The sequence below is a fragment of the Arthrobacter sp. K41 genome (assembly GCF_059089645.1).
Genome location: NZ_JBNHEW010000006.1, coordinates 1 through 16,330 on the forward strand (window position 1 = coordinate 1; position 16,330 = coordinate 16,330).

Genomic DNA, 16,330 nt, shown 5'->3' on the forward strand with positions numbered 1-16,330 from the left:
GGCCACCCGCTACGACAAACTCGCCCTCACCTACCGGGGTGGAGCAGTCCTCCGAGCGATCAGCATCTGGCTGACAGCTTTAGGAGACACGCCCTAGGAGCTGCTGAGAAGTCCGGGTGGAGGCGCCCGGCACACGAGTCAGGCGGAGGGCCAGGCCCTGGACCGGTGCCGGCAGCAGCTGGCTTATAGTTCCAGGGTTTGGCCCCTTGTCATGCCGGTTCAGTGTTCGGTGCAGATAAGGTTGCCGCCGCGGACTTCCAATACCGCCGCCCTGACGTGGCTGAGGCGGGTCCTGGAATCAGGTGCCATCGTGCCAATGTCCTCGCCGCCCCAGTGCGGGTGCGTGAAGTAGGCCACCAATGCGCGTTCCTTCCCGTCTTCGCCGGCTGCCAGGGGAACCACATCCGCGTGGCGTCCGACGACGGGCCTTCCGTCCACGTGCTCGGGCCGCGTCAGGATGAGCCCGTCCAGGTACTCCTGCCGGGCCCAGTTTCCTGCGGCATCGGCCGAGCGGTAGATGGCCTGGCCCCGCCATTCGTCCACGATCATCCAGTAGGTTTCCTCAAGGCGGAAGACCTTGGGTCCTTCGTGGGGACGGCCGGGGATGGTGAGTCCTTCGGGAGTCCATGACGAGGGGTCCCGGGGGTTGTCGCTCACGGCGCTGTAGGTGTTGGAGCCGCGGGCCTCATCCTTGTACCAGAGGCGGTAGCGGCCGTCCCCGCACAGTGCGACGGCGGCGTCGATAACCCTCGGCGATTCCAGGCCGATGGCGCCGAGGTACTCCCATGCGACAAGGTCCCGGCTGCTGAACTGGACAATCGACGCGTTGCCGGTCCAGTCCGTCCGGACTCCGCCCAACACCGTCAGATACATGACCCACTCGTCGCCGACACGTACGACGTCGGGCGCCCACAGGGTTGCCGGCAGTTCCGTTTGAGGGGGCACCAGTCCGTCCACGGTGCCTTGGTAGCTCCAGTTCCGTCCGCCGTCGGAGGACCGTGCAACGCCGATAGCTGTGCCGTGTACCCATTCCACCCCCGACAGGCCCGGTGCCGTGGCACGGCGCTGGGTATAGAAGAGCACCCACTCGCCGGTGAGGTGGTCCGGAACCAGGACGGGATCGGTGGGCCCGTCCCATACAGGATCCCGGTAGGGAGCCCGGAAGGCGTCCGGGCGGAGCGGCAGCAGGTTCGAAGATGGAAGCATCCCGGTTCCGGCCTGCTGCTGTTGCACGTCTTCTCCAACGTTGTATATCCTGTGCCTACAGTTTAGGCGACAGCTCCACCTGCAGGATATGGAATCTTATTCCTGGAACAGCCCCGCCAGGTCCTCCGCTGTGATGGCGCCGCCGGCCAGGGCGTCGCCTTCCATCACGTCGGCGAACAGCTGTGACTTCCGCGCCTTCAGCGCCATGACCTTTTCTTCGATGGTGTCCTTGGCTACAAGCCGGTAGACCATCACATTCCGCTCCTGGCCAATGCGGTGGGTGCGGTCCACCGCCTGCGCCTCGGACGCGGGGTTCCACCAGGGATCGAGCAGGAACACGTAATCGGCCTCTGTGAGGTTCAGCCCGAACCCGCCGGCTTTCAGCGAGATCAGGAACACGGGGGCAGCGCCGTTTTTGAATTCACTGACCACGTCGGCGCGGTTGCGGGTACCGCCGTCGAGGTAGCAGTACTCGATCTTTTCCTCGTCAAGCCGTTCCCGGACCTTTCCAAGAAACCCCGTGAACTGGCTGAAGATCAAGGCACGGTGGCCCTCCGCCACCAGGTCATCAAGCTGCTCGAACAGCACATCGAGCTTGCTGGACCGGACCGACGCCATCGCCGGGTCCACGAGAGAGGCATCCAGGCTGAGCTGCCGCAGCAGGGTGAGCGACTGGAAGATGGTGAAGCGGTTCTTGTTGACGTCCTCGATCAGCCCCAAAATCTTTTGCCGTTCCCGCTGCAGGTGCGTCTGGTATACCTTTTGGTGGCGGGGGTTCAGCACCACTTCCAGGATCTGCTCCTGCTTCGGCGGCAGGTCCTTGATGACCTGGTCCTTGGTGCGGCGCATCATCAGCGGACGGACCCGACGGCGGAGCTTGTCCAGCTGCCCCTTGTCACCGTTCTTCTCCACAGGCTTCTGGTAGTACTCGGCAAAGTGTTTGGGACTTGAAAACAGTCCCGGCGCGACGATGGAGGTGAGCGCCCAGAATTCCATGAGGTTGTTCTCCAGCGGCGTTCCCGTGATGGCCAACTTGAAAGCCGCCGGCAGCTTGCGGGCGCACTGGTACGCCTTGGACTGGTGGTTCTTCACAAACTGGGCCTCGTCCAGGACCAGGCCGGCCCACTCCCGGGAAGCGTAGGCCTCGTAATCGATCCGGAACAAGGCGTACGACGTGATGACGATGTCCACTCCGGCAAGCGAGTCCGCCGGCAGCTGGCTGCTCTTGACGAAGGTCTCACTGACGGCCTGAACCTTCAGGCCAGGAGCAAAGCGCGCCGCCTCCAGGGCCCAGTTGCCCACGACGCTGGTGGGGGCCACCACCAAAAAGGGAGCCCCGGCGTCGGACGGGGGGCCTGAAGCGCCGGAGGCTGCAGCATCGGGTGCAGGTTCCTTTGCGGCCGCGGCAGCCAGTTCCTTGGCCGCGCACATCAGGGCGAGGGCCTGGACGGTCTTGCCGAGTCCCATGTCATCGGCGAGGATGCCGCCCAGGCTGTGCCGGTAGAGGAAGGTGAGCCAGTTGAAGCCCTCCAGCTGGTAGGGACGCAGTTCTGCATTCAAGGTGGCGGGGAGCGGCAGGCCGTCCACGCCGCCCTCGAGCAGACCGCCAACAGCTGAACGCCAGGCCGCTGCCTGCTCGTCCACGATCCCCAGCTGGGCCAGCTCGTCCCACAGGCCGGCCTGGAAGCGGCTGATCTGCAGCGGCGCGTCCTTGTTGTCCTGCAGGGAGCGGGCCTCCTCGATCAGTGCCCGCAACTGATGCAGTTCGGGCAGATCCAGCGAGAAGTAAGCGCCACTGGGCAGCAGCATCTTGGTCTGCCCCGCGGCGAGCGCGGAGAACACCGCGGCGAAGGAAACCGGCTGGCCCTCGAGGGAGATCTGGATGCCGAGGTCGAACCAGTCGCGCTGTTCGGTGGCTTTGGTGGAAATGGAAACCACCGGCGCTTCCTCGGCCTCGCGGTAGTCCGCGATGTCGCCCACCGTGTCAACATCCACATCGGGGGCCTGGCGAAGCCGGGGCAGTACCTCCTCGGTGAACGCCAGCGTGTCCAGGCCCTTCAGCTCCACGGACGCCGCGAGCCGGGGGGTGCCCCAGCCGCCGGTAGCCGATTCTCCGAGCGCCGGGACCACGTCCCAGGGCTGGCCGATTCCTTCGAGGATCCGGGCTTCGGCGGTGTCGTCGCGGTAGCCGTGGTCGCCGGGGTGTCGCCACAGCGGTTGGGCCGTGACCAGGTTTCCCGTCTTGTAGTGCCATTCCCAGTGCAGCCGCACTTTGTGGTCGGCGCCGTAGTTTGCCAGCAGGGAGAGCGTGGGGACGGCAAGGGTGGGGAGCTCAACGGACTCGTCCCGCGCAGTGACACGGGCCGTTTGCTTCAGTTTCGGGTAGAAACCGGTGAGGAAGCGCGACTCGTCTTTGGCGGGAATGTGGAGCGTGCTGCCGGCAGTGACGAACGCCAGCAGCTCCTCGCTCAACCCGCTTTCCAGCGGCGCCAGGGTGATGACACCGTCCGGGTCCGGAACTCCAGGCAAGGCTGCCTCTCCGGACGTGACAAAAATTCCGTGCGCGGGGCGACCGATGGTGCCTATTGACGCCGGATCGACCTCGACCCCCTCAACGGTGACGGTGGGCGCGAGCTCCAGGCCGCCGTCGGACGCCTGAGCGGCAGCGGCAGAGCCGGCTGTGCCCCCGCCGGCAGCTGAAGGTTCAGCGGCGGGGGACCCGTAGCGGCTGAGGTTCAGGCCGACGGCGGCGGGGGACTCCGCGAGCCGCACCGGTTCGGTGCCGCGGGAGTGGACCAGCGCCAGGCCAATCTTCCTGGCGTCGGCCAGCAGGCTCCAGAGGTTTTTCCCGGAGTAGGTGTTCAGGCCCAGCCACAGGCCTGATGAGTTCTGCATGCGGCCGGCGGAGGCGGAGTGCGCGGCCAGGAACTCCTGCATCCATTCCACGTGCGATTCGTTGCATTCGCGGCGGAAGTTCAGGTAGCTCAGGGTGTTCCATGAGACGTCGCCGCGGATCCACTTTCCCTTGGCACCCATGATCACCGGGCGGGCTTTGAGCTGGCGGACGCTGCGCAGGGGATCCCGGCGGCCGGTGTAGGAAAAGTGCGGTGCGGGCTCTTCGATCTCGAACTGCAGCGCCAAGGGAACGCCGTTGCTTGAGGGCCCGGCGCCGGGCCGGGAGATCAGTGGGCTGAGGGCCTGTTCCCAGTCAGAAACGGCACTGGACGGTTCGCGCGAAACCTGCGTGGCGGTGGCCGGCGAAAGCAGCTGCAGGCGGGTGGCAGGGTTGTCCTCCGCCGCGAAGAGCAGCGCGGCCACGTGCTTGCAGTCCTTCCGGACCGGGCAGCTGCACACACCCACGGTGCAGCTCCAGCCGCCACCCTTGCGGACCAGCTTTGCGGTGGTTGAATACGGCAGGTCCGCACCGCCGCGGACCTTGCCCAGCATGAGCCCGGTGGCAGCGTCGAACGAAATGCCGGAGACGCGGCTTCCCATGGCATAGGCCAGCCCGGCCGCCAGGGAGCGGTCGTTGATGGCAGGGGTCTGTATTGCCAGTGCCGCACTCTCGTCCGGTTGGGATGGCATGGTGCGCGCTACTTTCAACAGGCCACGGCGGGGCCGGGGCCGGTGGTTGGTTATCTGATCCATCTTAGTTCGCCCGCGGGGGAGGGCGTGCCGCGCCTTTTGAAGGCTGGGGAAGGGGGGCCCGCAAACTTCGCCGGACGTTCACTTCGCCCTCAACGCCGCTGGTGCGTGCCGCACATAGCGTGGAAAGCGTTTGAGCACCATCCGCGTACAGCAGTGAGGATTGCCATGATTACCAGCCAGCAGCCTGTCGTTTTGACCAGCAGCAGCATTGGATCCAGCGATGAGGACGTCGTGGAGGCCAATGTCAGTGTTGTGGATGCCATGCACTCTGCCCTGCTCCCCGCTGACGAGATGAATCGCGTCGCCGTCCGCAGCTACTACGTGGACTTTTATCTCACCGAGGTACTGGAGGGTGGCTTCGCGCAGTACGTGTCCAACGCCGACGACAGGGCTGAAGCAGACAAGCTGATCCGCGAAGGCATGGCGGGAATGGGAGCGACCGCGCACCTGGACCTTTTCAACCGGTTCATTGAGGCCTTCGACGGACTGTCCGAAGAAGACGAAGAGTGCTACCTCGACGGCGGCCAGGAGGACTCGCGGGAAACGCCCGACGGCGTCCTCCGGATGGAGGAACTCGACGGTGAGTTTGAGGAGCTGCTGGAGAGGGAAAACATCACCGCACTGAACGCCGCCTGGCTGCACGGCCAGCCCGAACTCCTGGTGCTGGACGACGAGGAAGTCGGCGCGTACATCGAGCAGCTCGCTGCCCGGATTCCGGCTTCGAGCGGGCGCCAGGCGCAGGCCGACGCCCAGGAGCTATCTGACTGGCGGCTGTGATAACGCCCCCGGGGTCAGCCGTTCTGCTCCAAAGCCAGCGTGAGAATTTCCAGCAGTTCGTCGTCCACCTGCTCGGCTGAGGTCAGGCGTACGCGGCGGGTGAAAGGGTCATCCGCCCGTGTCCTCACGGTTTCGATCCGTCCTTCGGCAGCGGCATCGAGCCGCAGGGTCACGTCCACCGCGGTGTTGGTTGTGCGGGTGACCTGGGCGAACTTCCGCCGCGGGCTGTGGAGGGACACGTAGCCTTTCCGCATCTGGATCTCCACGCCCTCAGTCCCGGACGCCCACGCCAGGATGGCATCCGCGACGGGCCGCAGATGCGGGTGGTTGGCGTACTGCCCGTCGATCAGCTCATCGGCGTCCCGCAGCATAAATTCCGGGTAGCCGAACATCTCCCAGGACACCGCGTACTGCGCGTACCCCGTCACCCCGAAGCCGTCGCGCATCCAGGTGCGGAGCTCGCTGTCGTCCCGGATGCCGGCGGCGCGTGCCTTCTCAACCCAGAGCGCAGTGTCTTCGCCGGTCTTCCTTAGAAGGAGGGCTTTATTGTTGTCCACCATCGATTGCCAGGTGTTGGGCTTTTTATGGGATTCCGGGGTGGCAGGCATGGATCGATCGTAGCGCCGCGGAAAAAGATTCCGGACACCCGTAACTTTTCCGCCCTCCTCCGCGGTTCAGGGGGTCCGCCCGACGGATCGATGACAACGTGTTGTCGGCGCACCGGCCCCAGAGCTCGTGCCGCCCCTTCCTTCACTCGTCGTCGGGCGGCCCGGCCGCGGAAGGTGCCCCCGCACGCCGGCGGACGCCCCCGCACGCCAGCGGACTTCCCCGGGCAAGCCCGGGGAAGTCCCCGCCTCATAAACCTTGCCCGGCACCCGGCTTCCCGTCCCCATGCGTCATCTACTTGGCAGCCGTCTTAATCATTTCGCCGGCCGGATCAGCCAGGTACCAGACGCCGTTGACGCCCTGGCCGAGGATGTCGCCGGCCTTGGTGTCCTTGGCGAAGTAGTACAGCGGCAGCCCGTTCAAGGTCACCTGCCGGGCACCTTCCGGCGTGGTGATGGTACCTACCGTTCCGGTTACCCCCTCGACCGTGGGCTCGGCCGAGGTGGTGAGGAGCGGCGGCCACGCGGCCAGGCATTCCGCGGTGCAGGCACTGGTTCCGGAGTCCTTCACGTCCTTGGTGAAGAAGTAGAGACTCATCCCCTTGGCATCCACCACGATCTCGCCAAGGCTGGAAGAGGCGGTCATGAGGTCGACGCCGGCACTCGCCGTTGTAGAAGGCGTTGCGGACGGCGGGGAGACCGAGGCGGCGGGTGCGGTTGCGGAGGCGAGGGGCGATCCTGCCGTGACAGCCGGACTGCTGGCGGCAGGAGTTGTGCCGGTTCCGCCGGCGCAGCCCGCCAGGGCCGCCGTCAAGGCCAGGACGAAGAGGCCTGTCCCCAGATGCTTTTTCATGGGTCTGCTCCTTGGCTGGTGCCCGGCGTCGGATCACCGGACGCTAACGGGTACGACGCCTCCGGGTGAAGAATGGTTCAAATGAACCACATTCCGGTTGCGGACGTCGTATCAGCCGGAAGCAGCGCGTGAGCGGGCAGTGCTGCTGGCGGGACGGGAGGTCCTGGGAATGCCGCTGGACGAGGACGTTGTGGAAGCCATCTATCGTGAACACGGCCCGGCCCTCCGCCGCTTTGTGCTGAGCGCCTCCCGGGACCCGCAACTTGCCGAAGACGTGGTCCAGGAAACGGTGCTCCGGGTATGGCAGCACGCGCCGGAAGTCACCGGCAGCCTCCGCAGTTATCTTTTCCGGACGGCCAGGAACATCATGATCGACAACTACCGCCGGGCGCAGCGCCGCCCGGCGGAGACACTGGATGACGGCCTCGCCGATTCGGCGGCAACCGAGGAACGCGTGGATGAGCTGCTGAACCGGGTACTGATCGAGGAAGCGCTGCTCCGGCTCAGCCCGGAACACCGCGACGTTCTGGTGGCGTTGCACTACCGCAGGTTCACCGTGAATGAGGCAGCAGTCCAGCTGAACGTCCCAAGCGGAACGGTAAAGTCCCGCGCCTACTATGCTGTGCGGGCGTTGCGGACCATCCTGGACGAGATGGGGGTGGAACGGTGAACGCCCCGGACCAGCACCAGTTGTTGGGCGCCTACCTGCTGGGCGGACTGGACGCCGAGGACGTGCAGGGCTTTGAATCCCATCTGCAGGGATGTGCGAAATGCCGGGACGAGCTTGCCCGCCTCGACAAAGTGCCTGCCTTGCTGGACGCCCTTCCTGTCCCGCAGGCCGTAGCGCTCACCGTCGTCCCGGCCGGATCAGGTGCGCCGCCCGCCCCTGCAACCCGTGCCCCGGTGCACCTCCTCTCCGAACTGGCACGCCGCCGTCGTAAGGCACGACGGCGGGGGGCAGCTCTGGCAGGGACGGTCGCCGCAGCCTGCCTCGCCGTGGGGCTGGCGGTGGGTCCGCTTTTGAACCGGCCCGCGCCGCCGGATGCCACATATTCCGTCCAGTCAGGAGGCGGCCTTCAGTTCAGCATTGATATGGCCCGCAAAACGTGGGGGACCGAGCTGGCCGTGAATGGCAGCAGCCTCCCCTCCGACGGCACGCTGTCCCTGTGGGTACGTGACCGCGCAGGCGGCGAGGACCGGGCGTGCGCCTGGACGGCCACGCCAAGCGGCAGGGTCAGGGTTACGGGAGCCACGCCCATCCAGCTGACCAGCATTTCAAGCGTGGAACTGCGGGACGGCATGCAGCATGCCGTCGCAGTAATTACTGTGCCTTAGAGGCGCCCGGGTGCCTGCGCGGCGGGCCAAAGCCCCCTACGAGGACAGAGGCATCTGCGGGGAGCTGCCAATTTATCGGGTCATTTTCCCCAGGCGTGCCCGGACGATCATGAAGGCGCCGTAGCAGACCAGCCCTGCCCCAACCGCTGCCAGGAGGTATATTCCAAACGGCTGGTCACGGAGCGCCCGGAGCCCGCCGTCCAACCCGGTGGACTCCTCGGGATGCGCCTGAAGGGTGGCTATGGCGATGAGCAGCCCGGTCAGCAGCAGCACGACCCCCTTAGCCACATACCCCGTGACACCCAGGACGGTGACGGCCGTTCTGGTGCTGGAGGAGGCAGGCATCACCAGATGCTTTTCGAAAGACTTCCGCAGGCCCCGGATGCCGTAAACGACGCCGGTAACGGCAATGCCGATGCCCAGCACGACCAGCAGCGCCACGCCACCCGGAGCTTTCATCATCGAAGCGGTGAAATCGCTGGCTGCCTGCTGGTTGTCCCCGCCGGAACCGGTTCCCCTCGCAAAGGACATCAGCGTGAGGGCAAGACCTGCGAACACCAGTGCCTGTGCAGCAGCCTTGGCCTTTTTCCCAACCTTCTGTTTTGTGGGCAGCCGGTTGTAATCGAAGACGGCATCGCTGGTCTGCCACAACGCGAGGGCCGCGCACGCGGCGAAGCTGGCCCATAACAGGAAAGGCCCGGCCGGCTGGCCGGCAAGCTCTGCCACTGCGCCGCTGAAATCAGCGTTGCCTGTACCGCCCATGGACAGCCGGATCGCGATGGCCCCCACCAGCAGATGCAGGATGCCGCTCGCCGCAAATCCCGCCCTTGCCAGCAGCTCAAAGGTCCGGGAGTTGGTGACGTTTTCCGCTGCATCAGCCGCTTGTCGCAGTTCTCTTTTGATGGCTGTTCCCTCTACGCACGCGCTAATGCGCTGATTTAGCGTGCCAACCCGCACAAGGGCAATCGTGCCATGCCGGGGTGGCCGGGACCAGTGGTCCGGCACGGCCACGCATCGCACGGCCGCCGGCCGCCGGGGCTGGCAGGACGAATGGAGGGGTTGCGGAGTTACCGGCGGCGGTAGCAGAGATCGAAAATGAGCCGCCCGGCTTCGTGGGCCTTGCCCTCGAAGCTCGTCCGGATCCTGCCCTCGAACCGCGGCGCCCAGCCACCTGTCTCGTCCACGCCCTCGTTGGGGCCGGTGTGTTCTGTACTGACGGGGGCACGGCCTTCACGGACCGGGGCTCCGCCCACCACTGACTCGACCCCGGACTGCCATACCTGGGTCAGCGGGCTCTCCGGCCCGCGGCGCTCGCCGGTGTGCAGGTTCTCGAAGTCCTTTGAACCGGCCAGGACATCACGGACGTGGACGGCGTAGTTGGACCAGTCCGTGGCAATCCGCCAAAGTCCGCCCTTTTTCAGCGCACGGGCGGCAAGGTCCGCGAACTCGGGCTGGATAAGGCGCCGCTTGTGGTGCCGGGACTTGTGCCAGGGGTCCGGGAAGAAGACCCACAGTTCACTGACGGATCCTTCGGGAAGCATGCTGGCCAGCACCTCCGGTGCGTTGGCCTCCACCACCCGGACATTGCTCAACCCACGGCTGTTGATCTTGATGATGGTGTTGGCAAGGCCGGGGGTGTAAACCTCCACCGCCAGGAAATCGGAGTCCGGATTCTGCTCTGCGGCATGGCAGATGGCATCACCCAGGCCGGAGCCGATCTCCACGATGAGGGGTGCCTTGCGGCCGAACTCCGCCTCGGCGTCAAAAGTGTAGTCAGGGTGGACTGAGGTGTTGGCGACGTGCCGGGGGACGTCAACAGCCCACCGTTCGGCGTGCTCTTCCCATGCGGCCTGCCGGCGGCCCTGCAGCCGGGTTCCGCGGCGGACAAAGCTGACCGGCCGGCCACCATAGGTGCCGAAAGACGCCTGCGTGCCGGGGGTCACCGGCCTCGGGACGTGCTCCGGCTGCGGGGATTCTGGGGATTCGCTCATCCCTTCCAGAATACCGGCGGGGCGGTGGCCTATTGGCCGGGGGTGTCACCTCGAACTCCTCCGCCAGTCCTCCTGCAAGAATGGGCACGTGACGGAAGCGACAGATGCTGCGGCGAAGAAGCAGCAGCCCGGCAGCCCGGCGGGAAAGCCCCAGCCCGGCAACCTGGTGGACACGGAAATTGATGAGCTGCCGGCACCGGAACCAACCCGGGCAGGAAGCCGAAGGGAACTCATCTACCTGGCCCTGTGCCTTGTGTTGATCGGCCTCAATCTGCGCACCGTCTTCTCGAGTTTTTCCGCAGTGCTTCCCGAGGTCACCTCACAAGCTGCCCTTCCGGGATGGGCGGTGGTGGTGCTGACCACTGTCCCGGTGACGCTGTTGGGTCTCTTTGCGCCCCTGGCCCCGGTCCTCGCCCGCCGCTTCGGTCCGGAACGGGTCCTCCTTGGCGCCATGGCCGTACTCACCGCAGGGCTGTTGCTCCGCCCCGCCGAACTCTCCTTGCCGGCCGCGGGTGCGGCGCCGGGACCAGGACACCTGCCGGCACTGCTGGCAGGAACAGCGGCCTGCGGCGCTGCCATCGCACTGTGCAACGTGCTCCTGCCCGGGGTGGTCAAACGCGACTTCCCCCACCGGCTGGGCCTGATGGGTGGTCTGTACACCACTGCCATCTGTGCCTCGGCCGCGCTGGGGGCTGGCTTCACCTACCCGCTGTACCAGGCGACGGGGGAGTGGACCATGGCGCTGTGGTTTTGGGCGCTCACCGCCGCCGTCGTCCTTGTCCTGTTCCTGCCAGTGGCGGTGCGGCAGCACTCCGTCCGCCACCAGGCGGTGAGAGAGGGGGTGAACGTCTGGCGTTCGGCGGTCGCCTGGCAGGTCACGATTTTCATGGTGCTCCAGGCCATGATGTCCTTCAGCGTGTTCGCCTGGCTCTCGCCCATCCTGCGGGAAAGGGGCGTGGACGGAGCGACAGCCGGGCTGGTCGTGTCCATGTGCATCGTGCTGCAGATGCTTGGTTCCCTCTTCGCGCTGGCGCTGGCTGCGAGGTTCCCGGACCAGCGAGGCATCAACACGGTGGTGGCGCTGATGACCGGCAGCGGTTTCGCATTGAGCATTTTCGGGCCGCTCGAGCTGATTTGGATATGGGCAGGACTTTTGGGCCTTGGCCAAGGCAGCCTCACCGCGGTGGCGCTGACCATGATCATGCTGCGCACCAGGGACGGACACACGGCGGCGCACCTGTCTGGAATGATGCAGGGCGTGGGCTACGGCCTGGGCTCCACTGGAACCCTGATGGTGGGCCAATTGCACCATGCCACGGGATCATTCACCGCCGCCGGAATCCTCTTTCTGGCCGTCGGATCGCTGGCGGCGGTTTTCGGCTACCGGGCTGGACGAAACCGATATGTCGGGGACCAGACCAGGTAGCAGAGGGCCGCAATCCGACACCCGCCGCTATGCTGTGGAGCACGTCCAATACAACCGATGGGCAGAAGCGTGCGCCACACAACCCTTGCAGCCAGCGACCCCCACGCCGGCATTCTGCAGCGGCCGTACCTGTGGGTGACCATCGGTGCCTGCGCGCTTGTGTTCCTCGCCGCGTTCGAGTCGCTCGCAGTGACCACCATCATGCCGGTGGTGAGCCGGGAACTGAACGGCGGCGGCCTCTACGCCCTGGCCTTCGCGGGGCCGCTCGCAACCGGCGTTATCGGCATGGTTGCTGCTGGAAACTGGTCCGACCGCCGTGGCCCCACCGTCCCCCTGTACACCTCAGTGGCTTTGTTCGTGGTTGGCCTGCTGATCGCGGGCACTGCGGAATCCATGCCGGTGCTCGTGGCCGGCCGGTTGGTGCAGGGCCTGGGCGGCGGCGCGTTGACCGTGGCGCTGTACGTCCTGGTGGCCCGAATTTATCCCGCGCTGCTGCACCCTGGAATTTTCGCTGCCTTCTCCGCGGCCTGGGTGATTCCGTCCCTGGTGGGCCCGTTTGCCGCCGGGATTGTTGCGCAGGTGTTCAGCTGGCACTGGGTGTTCCTGGGCGTGGTGTTACTGGTCCTACCGGCGCTCGTGATGATTGCGCCGGTGCTGCGGAACGTGCCGTCCTCCAGGGAACAGGACGCCAAAGAACGATCCGAAGCACAGCAACCATCCACTCCACGGGCCCTGAACAGGCTTGTCTGGGCAATCCTCGCGGCGCTGGCGGTGCTGGGACTCAATCTGTCGCGGGATGTCCGCCTCCCCGGCATGCCCGCAGCACCGGCGCTCCTGGCGGTCGCCGCCGTCGTTATTGCGCTGGTGGCCGCGCGGCCGCTGGTGCCGCAGGGGACGCTCATTGCCCGCCGCGGCCTGCCAAGCGTGATCCTGGTCCGCGGGCTCGCTTCGGCTGCTTTCTTCGGCGCCGAGGTCTATTTGCCGTACCTGCTGGTTGAGCAGTACCGCTTCCCGCCCACCTTGGCCGGCCTCACCCTCACCTGTGGAGCGCTGGCTTGGGCAGGCGCGTCGGCAGTCCAGGGCCGGCTCGGGGCGCGGCTGCCCCATCGCCGCGCCGTCCGCATCGGCGCTTTCATGGTTCTTGGTGCTGTGGTCCTCGCGCTGGCCACCACCGCCCTGCACTGGCCGGCCGCTCTCGCCATCTCGGGGTGGGTCTTTGCCGGCGGCGGTATGGGCCTGCTCTATCCGCGGCTAAGCGTCATGACACTCGCGCTTTCCAGCAAGGAGAACGAGGGTTTCAACAGCTCCGCGATGTCCATCTCAGACTCCCTGGGCGGTGCGCTCGCGCTGGCGACCACAGGCATAGTGTTCGCAGCATTTACGACCACGACGGAGTCCTTCGCGGGGGTCTTCGCACTTGCCGCGTTGGTAGCGGCAGCCGCGGCGGGGGTTTCTCCACGGGTAACCAACAAGAGCCAGGGCGGAGCTTGACCTCAGGGCACGCGGCTGGCGCGAACCACTACATCGGCGATGGTGGCGTGCTGCCCGTCCGGTCCGGTCACCGGACGCTCGCGGCTGGTCTGCACTTCCAGCTGCCACTCGGGGCCATCCAGCTCCAGTTCCTTGACCACCTGCTCTGCGGTGTAGAACATCCCATGCGTTGTGTGGGCGCCGCCCCACGGGGGAAGCCGGTCCGGATGGTGGCCCACCACCAGCAAGGTGCCGCCTGGTTTAACCGCCGCTGCGGCATTTTTTAAGGGACCCTGCCAGGCGAGCTCCTGGGAGTGGAGGAACTGTGAGGTCACCAGGTCGTACGATTCGTCGGGCTGCCATTCCTCGAGGTCGGCCTGCTGCCAATGGATGCGGCTGGCGATGGCGCCCTCGGCAGCGTGCACGCTTTCGCGCGCCAGGGCGGCTTTCTCGTGTCCGTGTGCCCGGTCCAGGGCGACGGCGGAAACATCGACGGCGGTGACAGTCCAGCCGTGCTGGGCCAGCCAGATCGCATCAGCGCCTTCGCCGCAGCCGAGGTCCAGCGCGTGTCCCGGCCGAAGCTCGCCGGCCTCCCGGACCAGTTGCGGGTTCGGCTTGCCGCTCCAGATCTGGGGCTTGCTCCGGTACCGCTCGTCCCACAGGGCGGCAGCGTCCCTGATGCCCTGGCCTTCACTGTCCCCGGAAAGGCCTGGCCCGGCGTCGTGCATTGCCCGGTGGGATTCGGGGGAGTGCGCTTCATGCTGGTGGGAGGCGTGTTCAGTCATGCCTCCACCCTGCCCCGCACTGCCAGGGTTGGCAACGGGTGGTCCGGGGAAGGGGAGTGGGCGCGGGATGCTAGACTGGTGGAACTTGATGTGCAGTGATGCCCTTGTCTCCCATCATTGAGGGACTGGGCTTTTTTCATGTGAGAGGCACATCCTGCGTCGATGAACGCGTTCCATTTGGTCCCGGCCGCCGCTTTGCATAAGCGGCAGCAGGCTGGTTGATCACCTGAATTTTCTTCGGCGAACCCCCGTTGCCAACCGGCGTCGGGGGCCGATATCCGCACGGATACCGCCTGAAAGACCTTTGACTTTGACTACTTTTGCTGCCCTCGGCACGCCCAAAGCCCTCGCCGACACCCTCACCGCCCAGGGAATTACCGAGCCGTTCCCCATCCAGGTGAAGACCCTCCCTGACACCCTGGCCGGACGCGACGTCCTGGGCCGCGGCCGTACCGGCTCCGGCAAGACCATCGCATTCGCGATCCCGCTTGTTGCACGGCTCGCTGAGCGGGAGGCCAAGCACTTCCGCAAGCCCGGCCGCCCCATGGGCCTGGTCCTTGCCCCCACCCGCGAGCTGGCCACCCAGATCAATGCCACCATCGAGCCGCTGGCCAAGGCTGCCGGCTTGAACACCACCGTCATCTACGGCGGCATCTCCCAGGCCCGCCAGGAAAAGGCCCTCCGTGCCGGCGTCGACATCGTCATCGCCTGCCCAGGCCGCCTGGAGGACCTGATCCGCCAGCGCATCCTCACCCTCGAAGCTGTGGAGATCACCGTCCTGGACGAGGCCGACCACATGGCCGACCTCGGCTTCCTGCCGGTGGTCAAGAAGCTCATGGACATGACCCCGGGCCAGGGCCAGCGCCTGCTCTTCTCCGCCACCCTGGACAACGGCGTGGACAAGATCGTCCAGCGCTACCTGTCCAACCCGCTGACCCACTCCGTGGACGATCCGCAGGCAGCGGTCACCACCATGGAGCACCACGTCCTGGTGGTCAACGACCAGACCGTCAAGAAGCAGCTGATCGTGGAGCTCGCCTCCGGTGCCGGCCGCCGCGTCCTGTTCATGCGGACCAAACACCACGCCCGGAAGCTGGCCAAGACCCTGACCGACGCCGGGATCCCCGCCGTGGACCTGCACGGCAACCTTTCGCAGAACGCCCGTGACCGCAACCTCGCCGAGTTCTCCTCCGGCGACGTGCGCGTCCTGGTGGCCACCGACGTCGCAGCTCGCGGCGTACACGTGGACGACGTCGAACTGGTCATCCACGTAGACCCGCCCACCGAGCACAAGGCGTACCTGCACCGCTCAGGCCGCACCGCCCGTGCCGGTTCCGACGGCACAGTGGTCACGCTGACCCTCCCCGAACAGCAGACCGACGTGAAGAAGCTCATGAAGGCCGCAGGCGTCGAGGTCAACTTCGAGCGCGTCACCGCCAACTCGCCGCTGGTTGCTCAACTGGTGGGCGAAATGGCCGACAAGATCGATCCGCGCACCCGTGCTGCCTTGCTGGCCAAGAAAGCCGCGCAGCAGGGCGGCGGTACCTCCACCGGTGCCAACGCCGAGCGTAAGCGCGCCCGACGCCAGGCTGCACCCACCGCCGGTGGACGTGGCGGCCGCGGTGGACGCGGCCGGGTTTCCGCCGAGCCCACCCGTACCGACGTACCGCGTGCCGAGCGCCGCGCGGCAGCTTTCGAAGGCCGCACCGAAGCCCGTGCAGCGTTCGACCGCGTCAGCGAGCAGAACGAGGACCGCGCCATCGCCGCAGCGGCTGCCCGCCGCAACGCACGTGGCCGCGGCATCGCGTCCACGCACAGCAACGACGTCCCCGCGGCAGGTGGCCGTGCATCGGCTGGCCGCGGTTCGGACGGACGCACTGATTCACGTGTAACCCGCAGCGACGCTCCCCGTGGCGGGACCGGCCGTCCGGCTTCCTCAGGCCGCCCGGCCACCTCGGGCGGACAGCGCAGCGGACGTCCGGCAACCGGCCAGCGCGCCGCAGCCGGCGCAGGTGCCCGGACCGGCGGACAGCGCTCCGCAGGTGCCGGTGCAGCTGCTGCCGGTGGCAACAAGGCTGTCTGGTCGTCCAACACCGGGGGAACCTCCGGCGGATCCTACTCCGCCGGCAACGGCGGCGGTACCGGCCGTCCCGCGCGCAGCGGTCCCCGCCGCGCTTCGGCTCCGGCCTCCAACGAGCGCCGCGGCCGCTAAGAGTATTTTCGGTGGTTGAGCC

13 protein-coding genes are annotated in these 16,330 nt (G+C 66.6%); 6 read left to right on the plus strand and 7 right to left on the minus strand.

Annotated features, from left to right (window positions below):
- Positions 1-219: 219 nt before the first annotated feature.
- Together AC5RTE_RS14245 and AC5RTE_RS14250 are read right to left on the minus strand one after the other, a co-directional pair.
- Positions 220-1,233, minus strand: a complete 1,014-nt coding sequence (locus AC5RTE_RS14245) for a family 43 glycosylhydrolase (RefSeq protein WP_494042034.1) — start codon at positions 1,231-1,233, stop codon at positions 220-222.
- A 69-nt stretch (positions 1,234-1,302) separates the two neighbouring features.
- Entirely contained in the window at positions 1,303-4,791 is a 3,489-nt protein-coding gene (locus AC5RTE_RS14250; protein ID WP_494042035.1) for a DEAD/DEAH box helicase, read from the minus strand.
- Positions 4,792-5,019: 228 nt separating this feature from the next.
- Here AC5RTE_RS14250 and AC5RTE_RS14255 point away from each other — a divergent pair, with 228 nt between their 5' ends.
- Positions 5,020-5,631, plus strand: coding sequence for a DMP19 family protein (locus tag AC5RTE_RS14255; RefSeq protein ID WP_494042036.1), 612 nt, complete (start codon positions 5,020-5,022; stop codon positions 5,629-5,631).
- A 14-nt stretch (positions 5,632-5,645) separates the two neighbouring features.
- Here the strand turns inward: AC5RTE_RS14255 and AC5RTE_RS14260 are convergent, their stop codons facing one another.
- Both AC5RTE_RS14260 and AC5RTE_RS14265 read right to left on the minus strand, forming a co-directional pair.
- Positions 5,646-6,239: a DUF5655 domain-containing protein gene (locus tag AC5RTE_RS14260; protein WP_494042037.1), complete on the minus strand. Its 594-nt coding sequence runs from the start codon at positions 6,237-6,239 to the stop codon at positions 5,646-5,648.
- A 292-nt stretch (positions 6,240-6,531) separates the two neighbouring features.
- Entirely contained in the window at positions 6,532-7,089 is a 558-nt protein-coding gene (locus AC5RTE_RS14265) for a COG4315 family predicted lipoprotein (RefSeq protein WP_494042038.1), read from the minus strand.
- Between the two features lie 169 nt (positions 7,090-7,258).
- On the opposite strand from AC5RTE_RS14265, the gene AC5RTE_RS14270 reads away from it, so the two are divergent.
- The gene (locus tag AC5RTE_RS14270; protein ID WP_494042169.1) at positions 7,259-7,759 is read left to right on the plus strand and encodes a sigma-70 family RNA polymerase sigma factor; all 501 of its coding nucleotides are present in this window, start codon (positions 7,259-7,261) and stop codon (positions 7,757-7,759) included.
- Positions 7,756-8,424: an anti-sigma factor family protein gene (locus tag AC5RTE_RS14275; RefSeq protein ID WP_494042039.1), complete on the plus strand. Its 669-nt coding sequence runs from the start codon at positions 7,756-7,758 to the stop codon at positions 8,422-8,424. The genes AC5RTE_RS14270 and AC5RTE_RS14275 overlap by 4 nt, the downstream gene beginning before the upstream one ends.
- A gap of 72 nt (positions 8,425-8,496) precedes the next feature.
- Here the strand turns inward: AC5RTE_RS14275 and AC5RTE_RS14280 are convergent, their stop codons facing one another.
- Positions 8,497-9,315, minus strand: a complete 819-nt coding sequence (locus AC5RTE_RS14280; protein ID WP_494042170.1) for a DUF1206 domain-containing protein — start codon at positions 9,313-9,315, stop codon at positions 8,497-8,499.
- 176 nt (positions 9,316-9,491) lie between these two features.
- Positions 9,492-10,415 carry a tRNA (guanosine(46)-N7)-methyltransferase TrmB gene (gene trmB, locus AC5RTE_RS14285; protein WP_494042040.1) on the minus strand — a complete coding sequence of 308 codons (924 nt, stop codon included), beginning with the start codon at positions 10,413-10,415 and terminating at the stop codon, positions 9,492-9,494.
- Between the two features lie 88 nt (positions 10,416-10,503).
- Between trmB and AC5RTE_RS14290 the strand changes: the two genes are divergently transcribed.
- The gene (locus tag AC5RTE_RS14290; RefSeq protein WP_494042041.1) at positions 10,504-11,841 is read left to right on the plus strand and encodes an MFS transporter; all 1,338 of its coding nucleotides are present in this window, start codon (positions 10,504-10,506) and stop codon (positions 11,839-11,841) included.
- A gap of 69 nt (positions 11,842-11,910) precedes the next feature.
- Positions 11,911-13,332 carry an MFS transporter gene (locus AC5RTE_RS14295; RefSeq protein WP_494042042.1) on the plus strand — a complete coding sequence of 474 codons (1,422 nt, stop codon included), beginning with the start codon at positions 11,911-11,913 and terminating at the stop codon, positions 13,330-13,332.
- A gap of 2 nt (positions 13,333-13,334) precedes the next feature.
- Here AC5RTE_RS14295 and AC5RTE_RS14300 read toward each other — a convergent pair whose 3' ends face one another.
- Positions 13,335-14,096 (minus strand): class I SAM-dependent methyltransferase, encoded by a 762-nt coding sequence (locus AC5RTE_RS14300; protein WP_494042043.1) that lies wholly within the window; start codon positions 14,094-14,096, stop codon positions 13,335-13,337.
- 310 nt (positions 14,097-14,406) lie between these two features.
- On the opposite strand from AC5RTE_RS14300, the gene AC5RTE_RS14305 reads away from it, so the two are divergent.
- A complete protein-coding gene (locus tag AC5RTE_RS14305) occupies positions 14,407-16,308 on the plus strand; it encodes a DEAD/DEAH box helicase (RefSeq protein WP_494042044.1) in 1,902 nt (633 codons plus the stop codon).
- The last annotated feature ends 22 nt before the right edge of the window (positions 16,309-16,330 follow it).